Source organism: Massilicoli timonensis (assembly GCF_900199515.1).
In the GTDB taxonomy this organism is placed as follows: domain Bacteria; phylum Bacillota_I; class Bacilli_A; order Erysipelotrichales; family Erysipelotrichaceae; genus Massilicoli; species Massilicoli timonensis.
In genome coordinates this window covers 1,788,208-1,813,753 of the sequence record NZ_LT963434.1, presented here as the reverse complement: position 1 = coordinate 1,813,753, position 25,546 = coordinate 1,788,208, and the positions used below count along the sequence as shown (strand labels likewise).

Annotated in this window: 24 protein-coding genes and 1 other RNA gene; all 25 read right to left on the bottom strand. The window is 42.5% G+C overall.

Annotated elements, in window-relative coordinates; translation table 11 throughout:
* Nucleotides 1-66 precede the first annotated feature (66 nt).
* A complete protein-coding gene (locus tag C1712_RS11080; RefSeq protein WP_102269193.1) occupies nucleotides 67-1,650 on the bottom strand; it encodes an ATP-binding cassette domain-containing protein in 1,584 nt (527 codons plus the stop codon).
* 446 nt (nucleotides 1,651-2,096) lie between these two features.
* On the bottom strand, nucleotides 2,097-2,510 hold the full coding sequence (locus C1712_RS11075) for a peptide deformylase (protein ID WP_102269192.1): 414 nt from the start codon (nucleotides 2,508-2,510) through the stop codon (nucleotides 2,097-2,099).
* 10 nt (nucleotides 2,511-2,520) lie between these two features.
* A complete protein-coding gene (locus C1712_RS11070; protein ID WP_102269190.1) occupies nucleotides 2,521-4,593 on the bottom strand; it encodes a BglG family transcription antiterminator in 2,073 nt (690 codons plus the stop codon).
* A gap of 143 nt (nucleotides 4,594-4,736) precedes the next feature.
* Complete coding sequence (locus C1712_RS11065) at nucleotides 4,737-5,234, bottom strand: hypothetical protein (RefSeq protein WP_102269188.1); 498 nt, start codon at nucleotides 5,232-5,234, stop codon at nucleotides 4,737-4,739.
* Nucleotides 5,235-5,261: 27 nt separating this feature from the next.
* Complete coding sequence (gene dapA / locus C1712_RS11060) at nucleotides 5,262-6,146, bottom strand: 4-hydroxy-tetrahydrodipicolinate synthase (RefSeq protein ID WP_102269186.1); 885 nt, start codon at nucleotides 6,144-6,146, stop codon at nucleotides 5,262-5,264.
* A gap of 1 nt (nucleotide 6,147) precedes the next feature.
* Nucleotides 6,148-6,753 (bottom strand): SIS domain-containing protein, encoded by a 606-nt coding sequence (locus C1712_RS11055; RefSeq protein ID WP_102269184.1) that lies wholly within the window; start codon nucleotides 6,751-6,753, stop codon nucleotides 6,148-6,150.
* Nucleotides 6,732-7,523: an HpcH/HpaI aldolase family protein gene (locus C1712_RS11050; RefSeq protein WP_102269182.1), complete on the bottom strand. Its 792-nt coding sequence runs from the start codon at nucleotides 7,521-7,523 to the stop codon at nucleotides 6,732-6,734. Before C1712_RS11050 ends, C1712_RS11055 begins: the two co-directional genes overlap by 22 nt.
* A gap of 61 nt (nucleotides 7,524-7,584) precedes the next feature.
* Complete coding sequence (locus C1712_RS11045; RefSeq protein WP_102269180.1) at nucleotides 7,585-8,871, bottom strand: PTS ascorbate transporter subunit IIC; 1,287 nt, start codon at nucleotides 8,869-8,871, stop codon at nucleotides 7,585-7,587.
* A 50-nt stretch (nucleotides 8,872-8,921) separates the two neighbouring features.
* A complete protein-coding gene (locus C1712_RS11040; protein WP_102269178.1) occupies nucleotides 8,922-9,200 on the bottom strand; it encodes a PTS sugar transporter subunit IIB in 279 nt (92 codons plus the stop codon).
* A 14-nt stretch (nucleotides 9,201-9,214) separates the two neighbouring features.
* Nucleotides 9,215-9,655 carry a PTS sugar transporter subunit IIA gene (locus C1712_RS11035; protein WP_102269176.1) on the bottom strand — a complete coding sequence of 147 codons (441 nt, stop codon included), beginning with the start codon at nucleotides 9,653-9,655 and terminating at the stop codon, nucleotides 9,215-9,217.
* A 473-nt stretch (nucleotides 9,656-10,128) separates the two neighbouring features.
* On the bottom strand, nucleotides 10,129-12,207 hold the full coding sequence (locus C1712_RS11025) for a leucine-rich repeat protein (RefSeq protein WP_102269172.1): 2,079 nt from the start codon (nucleotides 12,205-12,207) through the stop codon (nucleotides 10,129-10,131).
* A gap of 292 nt (nucleotides 12,208-12,499) precedes the next feature.
* Nucleotides 12,500-13,465, bottom strand: a complete 966-nt coding sequence (locus tag C1712_RS11020; protein WP_102269170.1) for a hypothetical protein — start codon at nucleotides 13,463-13,465, stop codon at nucleotides 12,500-12,502.
* Between the two features lie 412 nt (nucleotides 13,466-13,877).
* Nucleotides 13,878-14,259, bottom strand: a transfer-messenger RNA (tmRNA) gene (gene ssrA / locus C1712_RS11015).
* 60 nt (nucleotides 14,260-14,319) lie between these two features.
* Nucleotides 14,320-14,772, bottom strand: a complete 453-nt coding sequence (smpB, locus tag C1712_RS11010; RefSeq protein WP_102269168.1) for an SsrA-binding protein SmpB — start codon at nucleotides 14,770-14,772, stop codon at nucleotides 14,320-14,322.
* Nucleotide 14,773: 1 nt separating this feature from the next.
* Nucleotides 14,774-15,892 (bottom strand): CapA family protein, encoded by a 1,119-nt coding sequence (locus tag C1712_RS13065; protein WP_245858206.1) that lies wholly within the window; start codon nucleotides 15,890-15,892, stop codon nucleotides 14,774-14,776.
* The gene (gene rnr / locus C1712_RS11000; protein WP_245858152.1) at nucleotides 15,777-18,029 is read right to left on the bottom strand and encodes a ribonuclease R; all 2,253 of its coding nucleotides are present in this window, start codon (nucleotides 18,027-18,029) and stop codon (nucleotides 15,777-15,779) included. Before rnr ends, C1712_RS13065 begins: the two co-directional genes overlap by 116 nt.
* An 82-nt stretch (nucleotides 18,030-18,111) precedes the next feature.
* Nucleotides 18,112-18,336, bottom strand: coding sequence for a preprotein translocase subunit SecG (gene secG, locus C1712_RS10995; RefSeq protein WP_102269162.1), 225 nt, complete (start codon nucleotides 18,334-18,336; stop codon nucleotides 18,112-18,114).
* A gap of 68 nt (nucleotides 18,337-18,404) precedes the next feature.
* Nucleotides 18,405-19,346 (bottom strand): hypothetical protein, encoded by a 942-nt coding sequence (locus C1712_RS10990; protein ID WP_146003335.1) that lies wholly within the window; start codon nucleotides 19,344-19,346, stop codon nucleotides 18,405-18,407.
* A 101-nt stretch (nucleotides 19,347-19,447) separates the two neighbouring features.
* Nucleotides 19,448-20,449, bottom strand: a complete 1,002-nt coding sequence (locus tag C1712_RS10985; protein ID WP_102269158.1) for a GGGtGRT protein — start codon at nucleotides 20,447-20,449, stop codon at nucleotides 19,448-19,450.
* Nucleotides 20,450-20,461: 12 nt separating this feature from the next.
* A complete protein-coding gene (locus tag C1712_RS10980; protein WP_102269156.1) occupies nucleotides 20,462-21,154 on the bottom strand; it encodes an iron-sulfur cluster assembly scaffold protein in 693 nt (230 codons plus the stop codon).
* Nucleotides 21,155-21,389: 235 nt separating this feature from the next.
* Nucleotides 21,390-21,926 (bottom strand): histidine phosphatase family protein, encoded by a 537-nt coding sequence (locus C1712_RS10975; RefSeq protein WP_102269154.1) that lies wholly within the window; start codon nucleotides 21,924-21,926, stop codon nucleotides 21,390-21,392.
* A gap of 83 nt (nucleotides 21,927-22,009) precedes the next feature.
* Nucleotides 22,010-22,219: a hypothetical protein gene (locus C1712_RS10970; RefSeq protein ID WP_102269152.1), complete on the bottom strand. Its 210-nt coding sequence runs from the start codon at nucleotides 22,217-22,219 to the stop codon at nucleotides 22,010-22,012.
* A gap of 414 nt (nucleotides 22,220-22,633) precedes the next feature.
* Nucleotides 22,634-23,830, bottom strand: coding sequence for an ATP-binding protein (locus C1712_RS10960; protein WP_102269150.1), 1,197 nt, complete (start codon nucleotides 23,828-23,830; stop codon nucleotides 22,634-22,636).
* A gap of 62 nt (nucleotides 23,831-23,892) precedes the next feature.
* Nucleotides 23,893-24,144, bottom strand: coding sequence for a hypothetical protein (locus tag C1712_RS12790; RefSeq protein ID WP_102269148.1), 252 nt, complete (start codon nucleotides 24,142-24,144; stop codon nucleotides 23,893-23,895).
* An 81-nt stretch (nucleotides 24,145-24,225) separates the two neighbouring features.
* Nucleotides 24,226-25,536 carry an RNA-binding domain-containing protein gene (locus C1712_RS10950; protein ID WP_102269147.1) on the bottom strand — a complete coding sequence of 437 codons (1,311 nt, stop codon included), beginning with the start codon at nucleotides 25,534-25,536 and terminating at the stop codon, nucleotides 24,226-24,228.
* Nucleotides 25,537-25,546 lie beyond the last annotated feature (10 nt).

The following is a 25,546-nucleotide window of genomic DNA, read 5'->3' as shown; positions in this document are numbered from 1 at the left end:
ATGATCATGTTTTCAGCGACTTTCTTTGAAATCAAGCGCGTTTACAAAACAGATGACACTCCCTGATCAAACTGTTCCATCCTGATGAAAGGGATGCGTTGCATAAGCATATGCGCAATTATTTTCTTTCTTTACTTTCACAACGGCATCAAATAGACTGTAATCGACCCGATCATGGCTGATCATGATGATCGTATTTGGCTTTTGCATGAAATACGCATAATATTCTTGTTTGGCTTCTTCCGACAATTCCGCAAATGGTTCATCTAATAAAATGAAAGCACGATCCATATTGAAAATACGATCCAGCAGCACAAATTTCTGTTCGCCGCCGCTTAATCCTTCTCTGTTTTTATTTCGCCGTATCTTGTCATTGGAAATCAGTTTATTCACCTGTAACGGATAACTGTTAAACAAAGTAACATTATTCTCATAATCAGATAAAAACAAGTGATCGGACTGTCTTAAATAAGCGATCCAATCCGTGCAGTCCACTGCTCTGATATCCATTCCATCGATCTTTACACTGCCCTCATAATCGAGTAATTGGCTGCCTAATAGATTCAATAGAGTGGATTTCCCGGCTCCATTCTCACCGACAATGAGATATTTTTTTCCTTTTTCAAAGATCAGTTCCTCTATTTTCAGCTGATAGGTTCCAATCTGATAATCAATGTGTTCCATCGTGATTTGATTCCCGCTTGTCGCTTTTTGCTTGATGAGCGGTGTTTGATGGTTATTTACAAAGTGTAAAAAGCGGTCTTTGAGCGTACTTGCCGTATGAAGTGCATTGATACAATAAGTGATTTCCGCAAATGGATCGACAAATGTAGCGATATTCATCATAAGTGAACTGGCTACGCCAAAAGACATCCTGCCGTTTTTTAATTCTATACCGACTAAAATGATCGCAACTAAAATAATCATCATATTAGCGCCGGCATTCATTACCAATGCGGCAGATTTGCACTTTCCATAGCGAAAATCTTTTTCTAATTGTTCGTCTATCTGTTTTCGGTTTTCTTTCTGAAAGGCTGCTTTTGTTCTATTATTGATCCAGTTATAGCCTCGTAATAAGTCCTGATTGTATAACTGAAATTTCTTCATTTGTTCGATCGCCTGATCTCTGCGCTTAGCTAAACTTTTTGCGGTAATCTTAGGAATCAACAAACTGACCAGCGCCAAAAACATGACAACAAACAAGATCCATTCCTGTATATATATTTTTAACACCAAAAAATTGATCAGCAAGGTCATGATACATTTTAGAATAGACAACATTGGCATCAGGTAGTCTGCTTCGATCGCCTTTAGATCCTGTGTATGAAACTCAGTATAATACTGTGCCGGTTTACTGTAAAAATCGGTCGGTTGCTGCTGAATGACCGATGTAAAATAGTCCTCTGATAGAAGCAAACGAAAACGATTCCCATATACCCACTGCAATAGATTACAGAGATAAGCAGTGAGCAGATGGATTCCTATTGCGAAAGCGTATAGGAAAATGATTTTTATAAATTCGCTTTGATAGCCTCGATCAATAAATCTGATCAATAATATGGACATATATGCAGTGGACAAAACACTCACTCCATATAAAATGATATCTAATAATATAAAATATTTGATTTTTCTATAATATCTTTTCATCGTACTGATTCTCTCCCGTTTTTGATTTTCTTTTCTTGGATGGCGTGAACAAACAAACTTTCGGCTATTTCAAGATGATCGATTCCCATCATGCTGATCTTTATTCCTTCTGACAAGGAAAAGGTTTTCCTGTTATGGGAAAATGATCATGGATGTGTCATCTAAACATCTTAACCATGCTTTTTATACACAACGCAACTTTTTTTCTCACATGAAACGATGCTGCGTCGGTATTTGTTTTCATGATCTTGTCTCACATTGTATTAAATATTACCATATCCGCAAAAACGTGAAAATAGTATTACCGCCATTTGAACGCTTGCATGTAAAACATAGTTAGTTTCTTATATTTCCCTGCCAAAAAACCAATTTTGCGCCGTCAAAGGTGCAGGCCATTCCATAATTGATCACCTGATAAAACCGTAAAAAAGAACAGTTCCCTGTTCTTAGATGATCACCCCATCACAATGATCGATTTCATGCTGGATGATCTGCGCGCTTAATCCCTGAAAAGATCGGATACGCCTTTTCCAATGCACATCTTCATACTGCACTTTTATTTTCTCATAGCGCAGTGTTTTTCTCACTCCTGTTAAGGAAAGGCACCCTTCCTCGCTCTCATATCGCTTCCCGCTTGTTTTTAAGATGATCGGATTATACATCAAGACCGGCGTTTTATCATCAAAAAACGCAATGATGCGCTTAGAAGCGCCGATCATATTAGCCGCCAGTCCAAGGCAGCGCGCTTGATTGGCAGTTAGTGTATCTAACAGATCCTGTGCGATGACCTGATCTTCCTTCGTTGCCGCTGTACTGATAACAGCGAGAAACACAGGATCTTTTATGATCGCCCGTTCCATCTCTCCCGCCTCACTGATTGATATATTGCAGGATTTCCTCTGCGTTTTTTGCTTCATCTAATAAACGGAAAAATGCCTGATCATTCAGCAGCTCCATCAATTTCGCCATGGCGCGGATATGATTTTCGTTGTTTACGGCGCTTAAAGAGAAAATGTATTTGACCGGATCATTGGCCTCATTTCCGAACACGACCGGTTCCTTTAATACGGTAATGCCCAAGGCTTCTTTCAAGGCGCCAGCTTCAGGACGAGCATGCGGCAATGCGACATGCTGCGTAATGACGATATAAGGCCCGATCATTTTTACGCTTCGTATCGTTTCCTCCACATAATTTTGTGTGATATAACCTTCCTTTACCATCGGTGCAAAACCGATCCGCACCGCCTCTTCCCAGTTTTGTGCCGCTGCCTGTAACTGAATGATCTTTGCATTTACCATATCCGATAAGGTCAAAGTGCTTTGGGTCTGCGGCAGTGTATCGACATGCGAGAAATAAGCGATCAGCTCATGATAAAGCCCCTCTTCTTCCTTGATATCCGCATATTTAGAAACAATATTCATCACAACATCGACACTTGGCTGTTTTAAGAATGAACCGCCCATCTGCACATATACCTCTCTGAATACCTGATAGCGTTCCGCAGTAGACATGATCGGACTGACCTTGATCACCGGAATATGCCCGCTGACATCCGCCGCTATATAATTGGTGGAAAAAATGATATCCACCTGTCCGATATAGGCATGTACCTGTAATGACTCTGTCGGCGGCAGAAAGTGAAATTCCGGAAACATCGCTTTTAACTCATTGTAGAGGATCGCTGAGCTTCCAATGCCATGTGAACAAACGACGAGCGCTACTTTCTGCGGCGCGCCCTTATGGTCCTGCTTCCCGGAATAGATCATGGAAAAGTGCATTGCCAAATAAGCGATCTCATCATCCGGCAGCGCTTCGCCGAACATAACCTGAAACGGCTTCATCGTTTCCGCCACCAAGCGATACAGTTCCGGATATTCCTCTTTTACCTTTTCCCGCAGTGGGTTAAAGATCGGCAGCTTAAAGATCAACCGGTAGTAGGCCGGACGAAAATGCGAATATAACTGTATAAAGATCTCTTCTGTATTTTTATAATGCGTACCGCTTAAATATTCAAAACGCGTCATGATTTTCCCGATCAGATCGGATATGACGATACAGTCTTTCGTATCTTCGTTGATATCACCGAAAGAAATTCCTAAGATCCAAGCGGCGATATAGTTCACATCGCTTTCCTTGATGCCGTCCGCATTCTTATAGTTTTTCAACAACGCTCTTGTAAATTCATATTCCTTCATGGACGTCATGATTTGCAGATCCATTATCTGTTCGATTTCCGCAGAGGCGTCTTTGCCGCGCTGCATTCTCGCCTTTAAGAAGATGAAAATATAAATAAATTCCGCAAGGCGATCTTCCACAAAGCGAATATGATAAGTCTGTGCCAATTCACTGATCACCAAACGGGAATAGTCGAAAATATCCAACTGCTGCTTGTCGATAAAAACATCAAACACCTTGCCGCTGCCCTCTGCCAGCGTATAGATGACATCGCGCATCATATAGCGGCGGATCTCCATTTCCGAACCGACCAGATAATAGCCCTTTACCCGATTATTTTTGATCTTGATATGATGTTCTTCCAAAATCTGCGTCAATTCTTTTAGATCCATCAGTACCGTAGAACGGCTGACCTGCATCGCATCGATAAAGTCCGGCAGGGACACATATTCCAAATCTAAAAACAATAACAGATAAATATAGATCAGACGTTCCTTCTTACTGAAATAATAGCCTTCATTCACATTGGCAGAGGTCAAAAACGCTTCGATCGCCGCCCCGGTTTCTTTTGACAGCTTCATCGGTTTCCGTGCCGAAGTAGAATAGCTGAGCTGCGGCACTTGCGCGCTTTTTAACAGATCATTCAGTTTGTCCAGACGATAAGACGCCTGTCTGGTCGTAATGTTAAAGTAAAGCTCAATATCTTTCAGCGTTACATATGTTTTCTTTGACAAAAAACGCAGCAGCGTCATGAGTTCATTATCCATATTTCTCCTCCTGCCTGCCATGTGTCATAGGCTACCCTCATTTTTTACCTATGTCTTTTTATAACGTAAAAACAGGCGCATATTACTACGCCTGTATTTTAACATACATTTTTTAACATTCCTAGATACTGTCAGGGACGTTTTTATGATACTCGCTTTTTCTGTTTTTCTGTCTTGCTTATTTTAACATGATGCTTGTTGAATAAAGCAAGGAGCGTCTGTTCGATTTCATCCAGTTCTCCACGCTTAAAATAATAGACAATGCCGACATACCACCAGCCGGAGGGGTGATCGACTTGGTCAGCGGCAAAAAACAGTTTTACTGATTTCCAATCGCGCAGCAGGCGCACTTCTTTGATTTCCTGATAACGAAGTTTCTTTTCGTCGTTGGTCCATGAGTGAAACAGAACATATTGTTCTTTGCATACACAGACAGGTTGTTTTCTGATGTATCTGCTTCCATAGCGGCACATGTATTTCACACTGAACCACAGCGCCGTCATCGCAAAGAAAGCGAGCAGGAAGTACTGATTGCCGAACAGATAAAGAATCGCAAATAATAAGAGTAGAGTTAGAGTGAAGTTTAATAATGTATAACATGCCAGCTTTATCTGATCGTCTTTCACAATATATTGTTTCATCATCATGCTCCTTTTTTCAGTCTGTACCTAGAAGTAATAGTGCAGCATTTCTTTGATCTTTTCATCATCTTCTGCACTTAATTCTCGCACCGGTCTTCGCGCCGGTCCCACTTCTGCGATCCCCGCTAATTCCACTGCCCGTTTCATTACGCTCGGTACCGTGCCAAGCGGAAGCACCCCTCTTAATACATCAATATCATTTTGCAGTTTCTTTGCTTTTTCTTCATTTCCTTCTTTTAATGCCTTATCTAATCCGACCAGCGTATCCACGATGACATTGCTTGTCCCTGCTACTGCTCCTTTTGCCCCTAATCCATATCCATAAGATATCTTCGAATCAGAGCCGATCAATAATTGCAGGTCTTTTTCTTTTGCGATCTGCGCATATGCCTGTAAGCGTTCCGCTTCTCCGCTGCTGTCTTTGATCCCTTTGATGTTTTCAATATCTGCCAAGCGATCTACTAACTGAGGACTGAGCGGACAGCCGGTTGCTTTTGGAATATTATACAGCATGATGGGAATGGATACACTTTCCGCCACTGCTTTGTAATGTGCATACAGATCTTCATCGCTTGGTTTTAAGAAGTAAGGGGTAATGACAGACAATGCGTCTGCACCCAATGCTTCCATCTTTTTAGATAAACGTATCGTTTCTTTCGTAGAGCAGCATCCTGTTCCCACATATACCGGCACTCGATGATCGACGATGTCGATGACCGCTTTGGCATAAGCGACCTTTTCTTCCTCCGACAAGACATGAAATTCACCGTTGCTGCCTAAGATAAAGATTCCCTTGACCCCATGATCGATCAGATGATCGATGAGATGTTTTGTCGCTTCATAGTTGATGCTCTCTTCTGCATCACGATGAAACGGCGTTACGATCGGTGTTATGATCCCTTCCATTTTCATATCACTTGCCTCCTTTGATGCTGGCGCCTAATGCACCGCCCGGATGCCATTTCACATATTGCTGCGGGTTCAAGCCTTTCGCATTCTGCAACAGGATGCTCAAGCTTTGTAACAGCAAGATCTCTGCCAAGATCGATGCCCGCGGCGGCTTGTTCATCGCATCGCCTTCCTGCTTCACTCCCGCAAATAACGCCACATCTCCCTGCTTCGCTAACCATGATCGTGTATTCCCGCTTACCGCAATGATCTTCGCTCCATTGCTTTTCAGCGTTTCCACCGTCGCTTTTAATTCACTTGTTTCCCCGCTGTTGGATATCGCGATCACGACATCGCCTGCCAGCACCTGCCCGCTGCTTCCATGCACCGCCTCTGTCGCATGCAGTTCATAAGCCGGAGTCCCTGTACTGGAAAGCAGAGATGCGATATAGCCTGCCACATGTCCCGGCTTTCCAACGCCGGTTACATGAACGCGATGATGCGCTGCTTCCGCTTCTAAGATCAATGCTTTTGCCTGTTCCAACGCTGCCATATCCATATTTCGGGCAAAGCTTTGCAGCTCCTGCGTCGCAATATCTGTAAATTTTATTACTTCATCTCTTGTTCCCATGTTGTTCCTTCTTTCTGTTTCAGTGCTTTCACATCGTCACAGGCCTGCTTGAGTCCTGCTCTGATGAGATTGGTGTCGATCGCCGAGATGATCAAATCGACCCTTCGATTCAGTTTTTTTATCAGTTCCATGCTGCCAATCACACCGAATGCCTTATGGTGTGCTTTGCAGGCATCCGCAACTTTGCGAATGGCTTGCAATTCTTCTTCGCAAAGAAGATCATCGGGATGTCCCATGGAAATGGCAAGATCACATGGCCCGACAATGGCACCGTCAATTCCCTCTACACTTAAAATTTCATCAATATGTTCGATACCGGCAGCACTTTCGATCTGCACGATACTCATCGTTTGCTCATTTAAGGCAGACATATGATAAGCATGACGGCCGCCTGCCGCATAATGGGTATTGGCGCCTCCGGAATAACTGCGTTTACCGAGGGGCGGATATTTGCTGAAGTCCACAAGCTGCTGTGCCTGCTCTTTGTTTTCGATCATCGGCACCATTACGCCGCCTGCACCGAGATCAAGCGTTCTCGCAATATCGCTTTTGGCTAACTGTGCTGTACGCACCAGTGTATAAATGCCTGCCATTTTCGCACAGACCAACAAATCATGCAGCATATTTGAAGAAAGCGCGCCGTGTTCACAATCATAGAATACAAAATCTAAGCCGACATCCTTTGCCATCAGCAGCATCGCCGGATTATCCACGATCTTTACCAGCACACCGACTGCCGTTTCATTTTTAATGCTTGTCTTTAAGTCCATGTCGATCCTCGCTTTCTAAGAAAACAGGACAAGGATCGTTTGTTCCCTGTCCCGTTGTGCATTAACCGAAGATTCCCAAGATCCAATGCAGGATTGCCCCGATGATGTTGTAATCGACATTCGGGAATGATGCGCCGACAATATTCAGCTGCGCAAATGCAGGATATAGGATCAGCGGCAGTCCGGTAAGCGCTAAGCCTACGACAAAGGAACCAACCAAAGCGCCCTTCCATCCGCCATAAGCATTACCGAAGATACCGGCCGTACCACCGGAGAAGAAGCAGATACCTGCTGCCGGAATCATGATGACACTGCTGTTGAATGCCACCATCAGCGCCATTGCCGCCAAACCGCCAAGGAATGCACCGACAAAGCCGATCAATACCGCAGTAGGCGCAAATGGGAAGATTGCCGGACAGTCAACTGCCGGTTTTGAGTTCGGAATGTATTTTTCCGAAATTGCCACGAACGCCGCAGTGATTTCCGCGATGAACTGACGAACACCGTAAATCAAGACACTCATACCTGCCGCAAACTGCAAGCCTTGCAAGAATGGATAAATGAACCAAATATCGTTTCCTGCTTTCTCTAATACGAAGTCCATCTGACCGTTTGCCACACAAGCGATTACCGCTACATAGAACAATACGACCATGAATAATGCCACAGAGAAGATGAAATCTCTGAACAGTTCAAAGAATTTCGGCATATTGACGCTGCTTGCATCCTTTGCTTCGCCGCCTTTATTGAACTTACCTAAGAATTTTCCGATATAGCCGGAAAGTGCATAACCGATACAGTTGAAATGTCCCATTGCCAGATTATCTGCGCCGGTGATCTTATTCATGAACGGCTGACAGAAAGAAGGCAGCGCCGCACCGCAGAAACCTAACAAGATACCGCCAACTACAACTGTTACTACCATCGGCAGATCATTTGCGATGAAGATAAGCGCAATGACACATGCAAAATACAAGAAATGCTGACCTGTCAAGAAAATCGCTTTGAAACGGGTAAATTTCGCTACGATCAGGTTGATCACAAATCCAAGCAGCATGACCATGGCAACCTCTGTACCATATTCATTTAATGCCAAGCCGGTCGCAACCTCTACCTGTGTGGTAACCCCCTCAATTCCGAATGCGGTATTGAACAGATCGGTAAAAGTCTGTACGACCGCTGACATCGCATTGGAACCGATATTGAATACCATAAATCCAATGACTGTTTTCATCGTTCCGCTGATCACATCTGTCGCTGACTTCTTTTGCAGCAATAGACCGATCAAAGCGATGAGCCCCATAATCAATGCCGTGTTACGGGACTGTGCTAGAATCATATCTAACATATTCAAATCCTCCTCTTTCTTTTATTTTCCCTTTCGCTATTCGCCTGTCTTTATTCCTTTGATTTCAGAAATGCTTCGATCTTTTCTTTCATTTCCGCTTTATCGACAATGTTGCGAATACCCAAAGCGTAAGGAACCTGATTTTTCAATTCATCGGCTAAGTCTTCCATCGTGATGACTAAATCACCGCTGAATCCTACCAAAGAATCTAAGTTCCCATGTTCCGTCTGGATCGGGAAGTTATTTTCTTTGATCACTTGATCTGCTTTGATCTTTAACAACATGCTTGAGCCCATTCCGGCCCGGCAACATACCAATGCTTTATACATCTTGTTTTCCTCCTTTATTTGCTGATGTATGCAATAATTTCTTGCGGATCATCTGTACGATCCAACAGTTCAAAGAACGCCTGATCTTCAAATAGTTCTGCCAGTTGCGCAAGTGCCTGTAAATGTTCCATATCATCTTTTGCACTTAGGCAAAACAGATATTTGACCGGATCATTTGCTTCATTGCCGAATACGACCGGTTCTTTTAAGGTCGCAACTCCGATCGCACTTTCCAGCGCCCCTGCCTCCGGCCTTGCGTGCGGCAATGCAATGTGTTTCGCTAATACGATATAAGGTCCGACTTCTTTGATACCTGCGATCATGTCGTCTATATAGGACTGTTTGATCTTGTGTTCATCAAGCAGCGGCTGTGCGGCTTTTCTGATCGCATCTTCCCAGTCTTTTGCCTCAATGCCAAGCCTGATCAGCTTTTCATTTGTCAAGTCCTTTAACATTCACATTCACCTCCTGTTCATGAAACTGTATTGCTTGTTTGCATTTGTATCATAAAAGAGTTCGTAAGCCTTTTCAATGTTTTTTCAGTTCAATATTTGTGCTTGAAAAAGACAATTCCTAAACTAAAAAAGAACGGTAAAAGAAGCATGTTTTCAGCTGTTTGTAAAGTACAAAAAATGTTTCCTGCCCTGCTATTTTTTGGATAAAAGTGGTAAATACGCAGATAAACAGTGAAGATTTTGCCGCTTTCAGCGGAAAGAAAAAATGAATGTTTGTTATTTTTTTCTGTATATTTTATTACTTTTTTGAACAGCGCAAGGGCAAGATTCACGTATGGAAGCAGATAAAGAAAAAGTGAGTTTCTCACGCATAAAAAAAGTGATCTCAAGTGATAAGATCCTTCGTTTTATCGAAGTATCTTTGCTTAAGATCACGATTGATTTGATATCGTTTTGAAGTATTCAGTTGATCGCTAACGGTCGTTTTTTCTTTGTTTCATCACAAATGCACCGCTGATGAATAAGGCAGAAAGAATTGCCATCATCCCCCATGTATAAACATGACTGTTATCACCGGTTTGGATTCCGGTATTTGTATCCTCATTTTTATCCGTCGGCAGTTGCGCATGCGTATCATCTGAAACTTCGCTTTGCGCTTTCACATTGATTTTGATTGCCACCTCAACACATTTGTAATTGACCTGATCCTCAGGTGTGTAGATTGCAATGTACTGCTTCTCCCCGATGCCGCCTATCTGCATATCGCCGTCTTTCCATGCAAAGCCTTCCGGAAGAGCTATATCTGCCAGTTTTGTTCCCACATATGCGCTCAGATCATTTGGCACATAATAAAGCGGTTCAGCTTTTTCAATCGAAAAAGTCAGCCAATCTGTCTGTGCACTTTTATGCGTATCATTTTCCAGAACAACTGCTTTTACCCGATAAGTCCCGGCATTGATCGGCGCAGTATCCATCTCCTGCCAAGTATCTTTGTCTTTCATCTGATATCGGAAATCAACCGTACCGGCACCTGCGGTTACTGTGTAATCCGCTGATGATAAAGATATTGGCAGTTTATCATATGTTTTATCTAATTGTAAGCTATCCTTGAATGATATTGCGGTATCTGTCTTTTCGATCCATTTCGCATAGTAAGTTTTGCCGCTTTCCGGTATATTTATTTGATCACCCCATATATCATTTGTCCCATCTTGCGTAAACCATCCCTCAAAGCGATAATCTCTTTTGATCGGTGTAGCAAGTGTAGCAATATTGAGATCTGTACCTTCTTTGAAAGTGCCGCCATTTAATAAAGCGGTAACTGCTCTGGAATCAAATTCGTTGGCGCCGCCGGAAATCATTTGTGCATATACGATTCCATTAACCCCATCACAGCCGCGAAATGCATCGCTTGGCATTTTTTCTGCGTTTGCTACACTGATATGCGGACCTAGATTTGAACAATTATCAAAAGCAAGTGCATCTATTGTAACAGCATCCAGACGTAAACTGCCTTTTAATGCAGTGCAATTTTGAAATGCTTGACTTTTAATGACTGTCGCTTGCTCAATAAAATCTGTTGTTTCCAGCGACGAGCAATCTCTGAATGCAGCTATGCCGATCACCTTTACCCACTCTGGGACAGATACTGTTTTCAAGTTTATGCAGCCTCCGAACACACCCCAAGCATTATTAGTATTATCTCCACCGATATTGTCTGCTTTACTTTCAATAACGGCTTTTGTTAAACCGGTGCAGCCGTTAAATGCACCGATATAAGATTCCACTGTTTCCGGAATCGTTATCTCAGTCAGCGCAGTACACCCCATAAATGTACGATCAAGTACGCTGACATGTGAAGGGATTGTGATTTCTGTTATGTTTTTGCAGTTTTGAAAGGTTGTCGTTAAAGTGGTAATACCAGAAGGGATTTCCGGCATCTGGGTCAACTGGGAACCTTGAAAAGCTCCCGTACCTAGGGAAAGCAGACCCGCGGGTAGTGTTACTTTATTGATTTGAGTGCCATTAAAGGCATGATCCCCGATGACCGTGACACTTTCCGGAATCTTAATTTCTTTGGCAAGCGATCCTTTCCAAAACGCATTCTTTCCAATTTCTCTTAAATTTTCAGGAAGCGTGATTTCAGTAAGTGAAGATTGATTAAAAGCACTTTCTCCTATAGAAATAAGTGATTGTGGAAGGCTCACATGCTCTAATTTTTTCGCTAAAACAAATGTACGTGCTCCAAGATGTGTAATTCCGTCTTCCACTATTCCCTCTGTAATCTGACTGTCTAAATAAGCTCCCCATGGCACCTCGCCCTGACTTGCATAATCTGCCATTGCTCCTTCACCGGAGATAATCAGAGTATAAGTTGGATTGTAGCTGTCTTCATTGTTTTGCTTTAATTCCCATGTTATATGATCCTCTTGTGTTGCACCGCAGTTTCCGGACATATTCGGATCTGCTCCCTGTGCAAGAACAATCGACGGCAACATGGTCATCGTCATCATGATCGCCAGCAAGATTGCCAGCACCTTATTTTGTTTCATTATTTTCCCTACCTTTCCTCATGATTGATTTCTTGTTTTTGCCATAAGAAAAGGCGCATCTCGTCCCCGATAACATGGACAAAATACACCCTTTTCATTTACCTGTATGCTTGTTCCCAATACGAAAACTATAGATGTGCTATCTATTTGTTTGTTTGTTTGTTTGTTTGTTTGTTTGTTTGTAACATTCTGCCACCCTCCGACATTATTGTCAAGCCCCATTGTAAAGAATTGATCAAATACTTGATCTTTTTACGATTTAATCTTATCTTAATTTTCCATTATTTTCAAGTCATTCGTCAAACAATGTAAGTTGTGCCGTAAAATCATCCCATGTATTGTCTTGCGCTTTGAAACCGTTAAACTGAATCAGCATTTTTGTCGGTTTGCTTCCTTTTCTCACTTCGTTCAAAAGCGATACACTTTCGCTTATTTGCGCAGCATCGTGATATTGCAGTTCCACATATTCCACACATGGGTAATCATCAGGGATCACGCCTGTTTCTTCCTCTTCAATCACATTTTCACGACCATAATCTAAAGTAACCGGGAAAGACAGATCTTTTGCTCGCCGCTCTATCGTCTGTGCATCTTTTTGATAAAGCGTTTCGATCGTCGCTTCGTTTAATATCGTAGGTCCTCCCGTACGCAGCTGACCATATGCTTCTTCCTGATTCGGACTGCGATTATCAAATACGACTTTGCCGTTCTCTATCTTCGCATCTGTTTGAATTTGTACTTCTACATAACGCAAAATATCCCCTTGCTGCTCAGTTGACTGTGAAAACACCATAGCCGATACACTGAGGGTATACTGATCCTGCATCAAGGTAATCGTAGAAGCGGAAACAGGTATATTTTTTAACTGTGCTTTTACATAGGATTCATCACAGTTCTCAACATCGAGAAATTGCTGCACATAGATGCCGTCTTCCTTCCAGTAAAGGCCAACCAAATCGAATTGTTTTGTTTCATCAGGTAAAATGCCTTCTGTGATCTGCATCCCCTCTAAATCCTGTAAGTCTTTTAAGCTTACATCCGCCACATAAAATACACGATCATAAAGCTGCTGCGGCAGATCATTCCAGTTCTCTGTTACATAAGTATCGGAAAGTATGATCCATTCATCATCAGCCAAAGTCTTTAATTCTTCTGTACTCTGAATCGGTTTTATTTCAAGATGTGTCTTCTTTTCCACTGTCTTTGAACAGCCTGCCAACAACAGTATGCTCATCAAAAGGATTATTTTCTTTTTCATTATGTGCACCTCGCTTTCCTTATGAACTTGCAGTGGTTATTTTCTATGATGATTATTATTTCCATGTGTTATCATTTGTTATTTTCTTTCTTTACAACTTTATATTAACATAAATATTAAAAAAGAAAAGATATTTTAGAGATTCATGCAGTTTTTCCTATGTTCCTTGCATGCAAAAAATATATCTGCGCAAATGAAGCGATCTTTGAATCGTGACCACTGACTGTTCCTGTATTAAAGTGAAGCGTTTTTCACATCAAGCATCATCTATAAAATAGAAAATAAGACTATTTCAGCCGCTGAAAAACGAAAGCATCACTTTTATATCTCTATCTAACAACACATAAAAAACATCATGAAGCATTATAAAAAAAGCTCTAATCAAAAATATTAGAGCAATCACTATCAACTATGGTGGAGGTGAGGAGAGTCGAACTCCTGTCCAAAAACAGTCCCACGTATGAACATCTACAAGCTTAGTCTGTACTTTCGATCCGGCAGACAGCGACAGACAGGCATATGCCGGGGTTCCCGCTTTGTTTTCGTCATGCGATACGCAGGAGAGATCGCACGCTTATTCTTTCTGTTCTGACATCAGAAGAAGGCGAAAGACACTCCTTCAACTAACGGCTGCGAGCCAGTTATTAGGCGATTAGGCAGCGAAAGCTACTGCCTGGTTTCCACCAAACAGGTTAGCTAATTTCGTTTTTGCGTTTAAGTTTAGTCGGTTATTACGTAACCACTCGACTTGCCGTTCATACCAAACTTGTCCTTGTCGAAACCATGACACCCCCAAGTAAGGACCTGCTCATGCAGGTATTCTTATTATACTTCAAATTTTGAGAAATACAACACTAATAGCGCTTCATCGCCTTTGCAATTTCACGCTTTGCATCTCTTTCTTTTTCACTTTGCCGCTTGTCATGCAGTTCCTTTCCTTTCGCAAGTGCGATTTCCAATTTGGCTAACCCCTTTTCTAAATACAGTGAAGTCGGAACGATCGTATAGCCTTTTAATTTTACTTTCTGCTGTAACTTGCGGATTTCTTCACGATGTAATAACAGTTTTCTGATCCTGGTTTCATCATGATTAAAACGGTTGCCGAAATCATAAGGCGCAATGTGCATTTCTTTGATAAAAGCCTCTTGATTGACAAAACTGATATAAGAATCCTTTAACTGCACCTTGCCTTTACGAATCGACTTGATCTCGGTACCGGTCAGCACCAGCCCCGCTTCATAGCGATCCTCCAAAAAGTAATCATGCGCGGCTTTGCGGTTATATGCAATGACTTTTCGATTTGCCATATCAGCGGACAATTTCGATGTCCTTCACCTCCCCATATACCTGATCACACAGGTCATTCAAATATGCTACGGTCGTATTGGCAACGGCATGAGTCGATGCCAGCGTGTCGTTATAGTCGCGCAGCAGATAAATTTGGAAATTATGCCAAGAGCCGCCATATGCCTCATAGTAATTGACCGTCGGATATACCTTTGCCTGTTCGATCGTAACTTCGTTGCTGTTTCCGTCAATTACGATTTCACAAGTCATGAGCGCACCCAGCATCGTGTAATTTTCATCTTGCGCGCTTAGAATATTTCCCAGGGAATAGTTTACAAGTGTTTGATTTCCGTTCTTTCCGGTAAGAAAGGTCGTTTCCTGAACAACATGCGGATGCGCGCCAATGATGACATTTACGCCGAGATCCGCCAAAAACTGCGCCAATTCACGCTGTTCTTCATTTGAAGAAAACTGGTATTCCTGCCCCCAGTGCATACTGGCAAGAACAACGATACAGCCCGCTTCTTTCAGCTGTTCATAATCCTTTTTGATCTTCGCTTTATCAATTTCATTGCAATAAAAATCTTCCGGCTCTACATATCCGTTAAAGCCATAACTGTAATTCAACAGGCCGACCTTGACCCCTTTTACTTCCATGATGCGCGGACGTGCGGCTTCTTCTTCACTGCGGTTGATGCCAGTCGTAACTACATCCGGATAACGATCCCAGAAATCCATTGCCGAAATGATTCCGGCAGCGCCGGCATCCAATGAATGATTGCTTGCCTGTGAGACCCAGTTAAATCCGGCATCGGCAATCGCATCGCCGATCTCCTGAGGAGAGTTGAAGCTTGGGTAATGGCTCAATCCCAGCTGTGTACCGCCCAATACCGTTTCCTGATTGATATTGGCAATATCATAATCAACAAGAAAAGACTTTAGCTGCGCATAGATCGAAGTGAAATCATAGCTGCCGTTTACCTGATAATCCGAAGATAAGTAAATTGCGCCATGAATCAGATTATCACCGACTGCCGCCAGCGAAATCCTGGTATCTTCTTTTTCTGTTGTTTCGCTTTGCTTCGGGGGTTCTTTCCCTTCTTCTTTTTCGCTTTGTTCCCCGTTTGCGCATCCGCTCATGAACAGCGCCGTGATGAGCGTTAAAAACAGCACCCTTGTTCTTCTTTTCATTTCCTTCCTCCTCCAGCAAAATAAAATCAACCTGCTGCTTATAGCGGGAAGCGTCGATGACCTTGATCGTAACCCGCTGCCCCATACGATATGTCTTTTTGGTATGCGTGCCATAAAAAGATCGTCCCGCTTCATCGAAAATATAGTAATCATCGTTCATGCTCGTGATATGAACCAAGCCTTCCACGGTATTATCCAATTCCACAAACATACCGAATTTCATAATAGAACGGATATGACCGGTATAGATCGCCCCGATATGTGATTCCATATACTGTGCTTTTTTGAAATCATCCACTTCTCGCTCCGCTTCGATCGCATTGCGTTCCTTTTTCGAGCACTGAAGCGCACATGCTTCGATCCATGCCTCCTCATTCTGCATTTCCTGCACCTGATAGTTTTCCGCAAAGAAATATTTACGCAGATTGCGGTGTACGATCAAATCAGGATAACGCCTGATCGGTGAAGTAAAATGCGTATAATCCGTTAATGCCAAACCGAAATGCCCCTTACATTCTACATCATAACGCGCTTTTTGCATACTGCGAAGCAATAGTGCCGCAATGACATCATAGTCCTCTTTCCCTTTCAAAGTATCTAAGTAAGTTTGTAAACGCATCGGGTGCAAATCCGCTAAATTGCCTTTTAGCTTATGTCCCATGATCGTCGCTGTCTGCTGAAAGGCACGCATTTTTTTAAGTTCCGGAGGTTCATGCACACGATACATGCTAGGCAGATCCAGCCAACGGTTATGCGCCGCAACACAGCTATTTGCCTGAATCATAAAATCTTCAATGATACGCTCTGCTTCTCCTCTTTCCCTTACGATGACATCGTAAGGATCACCCTGATCATCCACCAGTACCTTGCCTTCCTTTACATCAAAATCAATCGCTCCCTGCTTCACTCTTGCTTTGCGAATGATCTGCGCCAAACGATATATATCCTTTAACATGCCCAGCAGCCATTCATAGCGTTTCTGCATTTTTTGATCGCCTGCCAAAATCGCATTGACCTTGCGATAGGTCATCTGTGCAGCGCTGCGAATTACAGAAGGATAAAGCTGATATTCACAAATCGTTCCTTCCTCATCGATCAGCATTTCACAAGTCAGCGTCAATCGATCACTTTGCGGAAGCAGAGAACAAATGCCATTTGATAAAGCCTGTGGCAGCATCGGTACGACCCGATCCGTTACATACACGCTCGTCCCTCTTTGATAAGCCTCTTCATCGATCGCACTGTGCGCTTTGACATAATGTGAAACATCGGCAATATGTACCCCGAGCCGATAACCGCCCGTTTCTTTTTTTACACTGATCGCATCGTCCAGATCTCTGGCATCATCGCCGTCGATCGTGATGATCAGTTCGTTTCGCAGATCGCGGCGGCCAAGCAAATCCTGCGCCTCTACCTGCTTAGGAATCTGTTGGACTTCTTTCATGACCGCATCAGGGAAACGCGGTTCAATATCGTGCGTCAAAAGAATCGAGAGTATGTCGATGCCGGGATCGTATTTATATCCAAGGATCTGTAAGATATTCGCTTCCAGTACCTCATTGAAATGCACGATTTCCACTAACAGCTTATGATCATGCACCAGATGAAAGGCATCTTCATTTAACAGTCTGATCTTGCGTCCATGTAAATTAGTATCTGCTAAAAAATAACCTGCTCCCTTTTTCTTTTTATAAGTACCGACCAGCTTCTGCACCGCTCTTTTCATAATGCGGATGACTTCCCCTTCTTTGCTTCCATCCGGATAAGTCCATATTCTGATCAGCACTTCATCCTTTGCCATGGCCTGATGCAGATGGTTTTGATGAATATAAATGCTTTCTCCTCCATCATCTATATCCACAAAGCCAAAGCCTCGCTCATGCAGCCGCAGTGTACCGATCCGATAAGGACTGTTTTCCAGCAGATGATAGAAATGTTCCTCATCTTCTATGATGATCCCTTCTTCCATCAAAGCATGGATCGCCTTCATGATCTCCGTTAAAGAATCATTCGGTATTGCCGCAGTAATCTGATGCACTTCCAGTCCTTTTCCTTTTGCCAATAAATCGATCAGTTTTTCTTTCATGTTCTCACCCCTTTCTTTCTTCCTCAGTATTTCCTTGTGATATGGTTTCATACATATAAAAAAGACCGAATCGGTCTTTTCTCTACAAACTTACAATAATGACAAGGGCAAAGAAAGTAATGCCCGCTACCAGTGTCAGATTCGATATGACCTTTTCCGGTCCACGCTCTTTCACATTCGCAAACAAGTTCAATCCTTCGCCGCCGGTAAAGGCGCCGTTGATTCCATCGCTTTTCCCGCTTTGTAATAAGGAGAGTATAATCAGAAAGACCGATACTACCATCAGTAGAATTTCTAATACATTCATAATGATCCTCCTTTCGATACGTTGTCTATTATAACAGACATGATGCGTAATTACAAACAAAATTTCACTTACTGCACCGTATGTTCGAATACATAACGATATGGCTTGCCTTCGACCGTGATCGTTACTGTATAATTTTTCGTTTCTGTCGGCTTTACCACTTCACCGAAAAACAGCACCGTTCTGCTTTCTCCTGCCGGAATCTGTGTTGCTTCACTGAAATCAGTGCCATCTGCATTCAGAATATCATACCATGCGTAGATGTAAGTTCCCTCATCATCCAGCGATACACAGATCTCTTGATCAAGCTCCATGTCTTTCTTACCGGTATTCGTTATTTCCAAATAGATGCCGGCACAGGCATTTGTTTCATCCTCAACGATGTAATAAGTGCTGTCATCAGTTGGATGAAGCGGCGGTATGACACTACCTACGGAAGCTGACAATACTTCAAAAGACATCTCATCCAGCTCGATCGTTTCCGCTTTGGCAAGCTCTGTTACCTTAGCGGCATATGGCTTGGCAGAAAGGGTATAGTGTGCATCCTGCAAAGTAATTTCGGCTTGCAGATCATCACTGATCGATTTTTCTTTTACATAGAAGATCTGATGCAGGATCGTTTTGTCCTTAGCTGCTAACTTAGTCTCATTTTCGATCTTCGTATAGTCTTCTATTTCCGTACACAGATCTTTGCTTTGTTCCTGTTCTTTGATCTTTAATTCCGCTTCAAAGTAATCTTTCAGATCAATTTCCTCATCACTTAAATTCTCCACATAAAACTGGAAATCCAGCAAGGTTTCCCCTTCTTCTTCCGTGTACCAGTATTGGTATTCATCATTCAGATTCGTCGGCTCAATGGAAGTTTGCTGCACAACCGCCTTCAGCGTGATCGCAACCTCATCATTGATTTGATACGTTTCTTTTTTATCCCATGGTTCACTTTTCGCAGAACATGCGGTAAACAGCAACATACAGCTGCACGTCAAAATCCACTTGGTTATCTTTTTCATGATCATTTCTCTCCTCTTTGTTACTTCATTATAGCACACCCATGAAAAAAAGCACACTTTGCCAAACGACAAAATGTGCTGTTTTCTTTCCTTGTGAGCGATTATTTATTTAATGCTTCAGAAATCGCTACTGCTACTGCAACAGATGCGCCAACCATCGGGTTGTTGCCCATTCCGATCAAGCCCATCATTTCTACATGTGCAGGAACGGAAGAAGAACCGGCGAACTGTGCATCGGAGTGCATACGTCCCATCGTATCTGTCATACCATAGGAAGCAGGTCCCGCTGCCATGTTATCCGGGTGCAGCGTACGTCCCGTACCGCCGCCTGATGCAACAGAGAAATATTTTTTACCCTGTTCGATGCATTCTTTCTTATAAGTTCCGGCAACCGGATGCTGGAAACGAGTCGGGTTCGTAGAGTTACCGGTAATAGATACGTCTACTCCCTCGTGGTGCATGATCGCAACCCCTTCACGAACATCGTCTGCGCCATAGCAGTTTACTTTTGCGCGTTCTCCGTCAGAATAAGGCGTAGTAGACAATACTTTCAGTTCTCCGGTAAAATAATCGAACTGTGTTTCTACATAAGTAAATCCATTGATACGGGAAATGATCTTAGCCGCATCTTTTCCCAAACCGTTCAGAATGACTTTTAACGGTTCTTTACGTGCTTTGTTCGCATTACGGGCAATACCGATTGCTCCTTCTGCCGCCGCAAAGCTTTCATGACCTGCCAAGAAAGCGAAGCATTTGGTTTCATCGCTCAGCAGCATGGCAGCCAGGTTTCCATGACCCAAACCTACTTTACGATCATCGGCAACAGAACCCGGAATACAGAATGCCTGTAATCCTTCACCGATTGATTTTGCCACATCATATGCGGTCTTATCACCTTTCTTGATGGCGATTGCCGCACCGGTAATATATGCCCAGCAAGCATTTTCAAAACAGATCGGCTGGATTCCTTTCACGATGTTATAAACATCTACACCTAAGTCATCCACTAATTTCTTTGCTTCTTCAATGGAAGAAATGCCGTATGAGTTTAATACTCGATTGATGGTATCAATACGTCTTTCGTAACTTTCAAACAATGCCATGATTTCTTCCTCCTATTCGTGTCTTGGGTCGATGTATTTCACCGCGTCTGCGTAACGACCGTATGTGCCCTTTGCACCATTCATTGCTTCAACAGGATCAACGCCTTTCTTGATCGCATCCATGAATTTTCCCATGTTTACGTATTCGTAACCGATGATCTCATCATTTGCATCTAAGCCCATCTGCATGATGTAGCCTTCTGCTAATTCCAAGTAGCGCGGTCCTTTTACTTTCGTAGAATAGCAAGTTCCTACCTGTGAACGCGTACCTTTTCCCAAGTCTTCCAAGCCGGCACCGATCGGCAAACCGCCTTCGGAGAATGCGGACTGGGTACGTCCGTAAACGATCTGTAAGAACAGTTCGCGCATTGCCGTATTGATCGCATCGCAAACTAAGTCCGTATTCAGCGCTTCTAACAGTGTTTTGCCTACCAGCGCTTCTGATGCCATTGCGGCTGAATGCGTCATACCGGAGCAGCCAAGTGTTTCAATCAAAGCTTCTTCGATGATTCCTTCTTTTACATTCAGCGTCAGCTTACATGCACCCTGCTGCGGCGCACACCAGCCGATTCCGTGTGTTAAACCGGAAATATCGCTGATCTGTCTGGAATTGACCCATTTTCCTTCTTCAGGAATCGGCGCACAGCCATGGCTTGCACCAACACGCACTGTGCACATGTTTTCTACTTCTTTTGAGTAAATCATGATTTAATCTCCTTTCATCTATCCTTCTTACTCGAAATGTATGCTACTTTATAAAAAAGTTGTAGCCTTTTTGTTCAGTAATCTTAACTACGCGTTTATAAATCAAGGATAGACGTGAATAGAAGGTAGTAGCGATTACTGAAGGCAAGAATGTGTGATTCCTTTCTTACCTATTATATGATAAACATTTCACGAATTGATGTCAATATCCGATCTGTTGCGAAAGCCTTTACATTTACAGTTCAAAGCAGACCAATTCGGCATTTGGGGCAATATGCGAAGTAGGGCTGCCATCGTATTGCTTCCCTTGTGCATAATAATATATGGCGATGCTGACGGCGCCATGCGCAACTAACAGCACGCTCTGTCCTGCCATCTTCTTTTTTAATTCATCCAGACACGTATAAATGCGTTCATAAAAATCCCTGATATTCTCACAGCTTTCATAATGCCGGTCCTGTTCGTAATCGAAGGCGGCATCGAAGTCCATTTCTGATTTCAAAACACCTTCAAACTCACCGAAGTCACGTTCCTTTAAGCCTTCTTCTTCCAGTATCGGCACCTGCAAGGTTTCATTTAGGAGCGCTGCCGTCTGCTTTGTACGCTGCAGAGGGGAAGTGATGATACAGTCGATCGCAAGCGTTTTTAACTGTGCCGCAAGCGCTTTTGCCTGTGCGATCCCTCGCTGATTCAAAGGAATATCAGACTGCCCCTGAATACGTGACTGCACATTCCAGTCCGTTTGCCCATGCCGTACAAAATATACCTTCATTCCACCCCTCCTCGTTTTTTATATTTTAACATGAAAAAAGCGAAAACTCCATGCGTGAAGCAGGAAATTACGCTTTTTTACGGTTATGAACGCAGTGATTTTTTACGACGGTGGCGAGAAGGATGATACAGCTGAAAATTCATCAGGTAAAAGCCGCCTGCCGCTAATGCGAGCGGCCAGTAACGGTCACATAAAAACTGAAAATAATAAACGATCTGTTCTACATCAAAGTTAGGCTGAAAGTACAGCAGCAGCCCGGCAATCGTCATCGCCATGCCGATCTTTTTACGCATAGGGGTTCCTCCTAGCTAAACTTTATCAAAGCAGACGTGTTTTTCCTGTCGATTCGTGAAAGTGCGTTCTCTCATTTTCTTATTTCTTGTATGTCGCATAGGATTGTCAGATGCAAAAAATGATCGTGTAAAGAGATGTTTTCAAAACCGGTAGTTTTGCTTTTTTGAAATGAGTAGGGTCATGAAGGGGAAGATGTGCATCAAACTGTGATGATTTACTTGTTTCATTCATCCGGCACGACCGGTATTTTCTCAATATCCCCGTTCATACAAATCGACCTGTTTTTTATTTCAGATGGCACAAACACCTCTCCTTGTTTCACAAGGCATACACCGTACTTAGGCTCTCATAGGTCATCTGCCAGAACGGATATTTGATGATCCTCGAAGTGTTTTGTTTATTGCACGCCGTTTCTATTCCTGTAATAGCCAGTCAACAATATCACAAATTTCAATTCCTTCATAACTGTATTTAGGGTGTCGTGTCCGTGCAATAATTTTCTTGGGATAAGCATCACGGATTTGCAGTAATGGCTGGCATTCCCTTTCAAGAGTTTTGGAATCCGAAATATTATCACTGACCTGAATATATATTTTTTCATTTCCCTTTTGTGCTACAAAGTCAATTTCCTTTTGGTACAGTTTCCCAACATATACCGTGTACTCCCGGCGAAGCAGTTCCATGCAGACCATATTCTCGTATCCCCTTCCATAATCCATGTTCCTGCTTCCCAGAATCGCATAGCGAATACCTGTATCACACAGATAAAATTTTTCAGAGCTTTCAAGGTATTTCTTTCCGCGAATATCATAGCGTTTTATATCATAAAAAACAAAAGCACTGCACAAATATTTAATATATCTGCCGACAGTTACATGGTTGGTAGTTGTCTTATTTGCAGTTAGAAGCCGGCTGACTTTATTTGGCGAAGTCAGATTGCTGATATTGTCCATAAGAAACTCACTCAGCCGCTGCAAAACCAGAGTATCCGTCAAAGAATATTTCTGTACAAGATCTCTTGTAACAATCGTTTCATAAACTTCCTTAACATAGCGGATTCTGTCTGCCTCTGTTTTATAAACATAAGAACCAGCCAATCCTCCCTTTATCATATACTCATCAAATAATTTCTCTTTATCGTCAATCTCATCATAGAACTGGCAATATTCTCGGAAACTAAAAGGAAACACATGAATCCCGATATAGCGCCCGGTAAATAAAGTCGCCAAATCCGCCCCCAGCAAAAAAGCATTGGAACCTGTAATATAAATATCATATTTTCTTTTCGAATAGAGACTGTTGATTGCCAGTTCAAATTTATGACACATCTGAACCTCGTCCACAAAAACATAGTTCGTTTTTTTCGCCTGATAATGCGCTTCCACATATGTGTGAAGCGCGTGGTATTCTTTGAGTCCTTCATATTCTATATCCATAAAATCAATAAAGATAATATTGATATTTTCAAAATGGCTCTTCAGATATGAAATATATGCCCGCATCAATTCTGACTTCCCTGCACGGCGAATTCCTGTAATAATTTTAATATCCGGAGTCTGATTTAGTTCAATGATTCGCTCCAAATACTTTGTCCTAGTTATCGTTTTCATACGCCCTCCCGGTTTCAAAAAATCAATATTTTTACGTTTTTGAAACTCTATCTTGAAATCTATTATACTATCATAGAATAGTTTACACAAGCAGGCAGTTTCAAAACCAAATTTTTTTTATTTTTTTGAAACTGTTCTGGCAACGAAAAAGAACATATACCCGACTGCTGCCACTGATCTATACTGCTTCTCAGCGCAGTCAGCACTTCTCCAATCTCCCATTCATGCAAGTCGGCCTGTTTTTTATTGCAGATGGCGCAAACACCTCTCCTTGATTCACGCTGGCGTACACCGCCCTTGGTCTCATAGGTCATCTGTCAGAACGTGTATTTCATAATCTCTGGAGTGTTCTATTTATTGTACCACTTTGAACTCGATCCAAATTTCAGTTCTTATCATGGCAATCTATATCGTGTATTCTTCCCCTTGCCCCCTTGTATAAGCAAACCATTCTCTACCATTTTCTTTAATAAACGTCCGCATGATGACTGGCCCATATCAAGCAGCATTTCAACTTCTTTTCTTGTAATAAACCCTTGTTCTTTTGTCAAAGCAATCACTTTCTTTTCCGGTATGTCTTTTTCTAAACCGATCTGCTTCGGTTTTGCTGATTCTGTAATTGCATTTAGATTAGGAAGAATGATCTTAAATGCATTATTAGATGTTTCAATCCGTGGCATCATCCCGGTTCCCTCGTAGGCATCCATGATTTTTACAAGCCCTGTTCCATAAGCTTCTATCAATTCCAAACGGTAAAATATATTTGCCAATTTCACGTTCCGGCAAACCGATATCCCCATTGTTATATCTTTTAAGGTTACACCATTTACCAAACCGCCAATAGAGGTAAATTCCAGTCTGTCTGTATAAAGACTGATGAAGGAACTGGCCCGAAACGAGTATTCCCGATGAACCAAAAGATTCAAAAGGGCCTCTCTTACTGCGGTTTCAGGATAATCCCGCCTGTCAATACGATACAGTTTCTCAAAAGTGGAATGCGTTTGATTGCGAAAATCGATAAAATCGTAAACTTCATCCATCTGCTGAAATAAAGACCCGGTAAATTCTTTCCGATCCTTAAATTCGTTTTGATTTGTCCCCTGAAAAACAGCAGCCTTAATTGTATGCACACACTGGTCTGAAAGCAGCAGACCTAAGTTGGTATAGACACCATCCTGCGTTACCAGTCCCAGTGTTTTCATCTGTGCAGCTCCAAATGCCACATTTCGTTTCGCAAATGTCTTTTTTGCGATTTCAAATGTTAAGTTCTGTTCCAAAGACCGCATTTCCTCAAAACGGTCTCCATCTGTTTCTTTAATCATGCACCGGATTGCCGTATTGGTAGCCGGAACGGAGGAATACCCCTGACGGACGTAGACGCCTTCCGGGCGCATACCTTTTTTTGCAATATAATACGGTCTTTCTGTTCCTTGCTGGACATCGACTGCAACGATTTTCTTTCCGTCTACCGTCAATGTTTCATAGTGGAGAAACATCGTCAAGTCCGGTTTAATAGAATCCCGAACCATATTGCTGATTTGTAAAGAAACTTCATCCGGATTATCCAATCCTAATACTGTTCCATCATCCTGAACGCCGACGTACAACTTCCCGCCTTCGCAATTTGCAAAAGCAATGATTTCTTTTTTTATATTCTCCACCACGAATGCTTTTAGTTCAACCGTTTCACTTTCCTGAAAAATCATTTGACCGCCT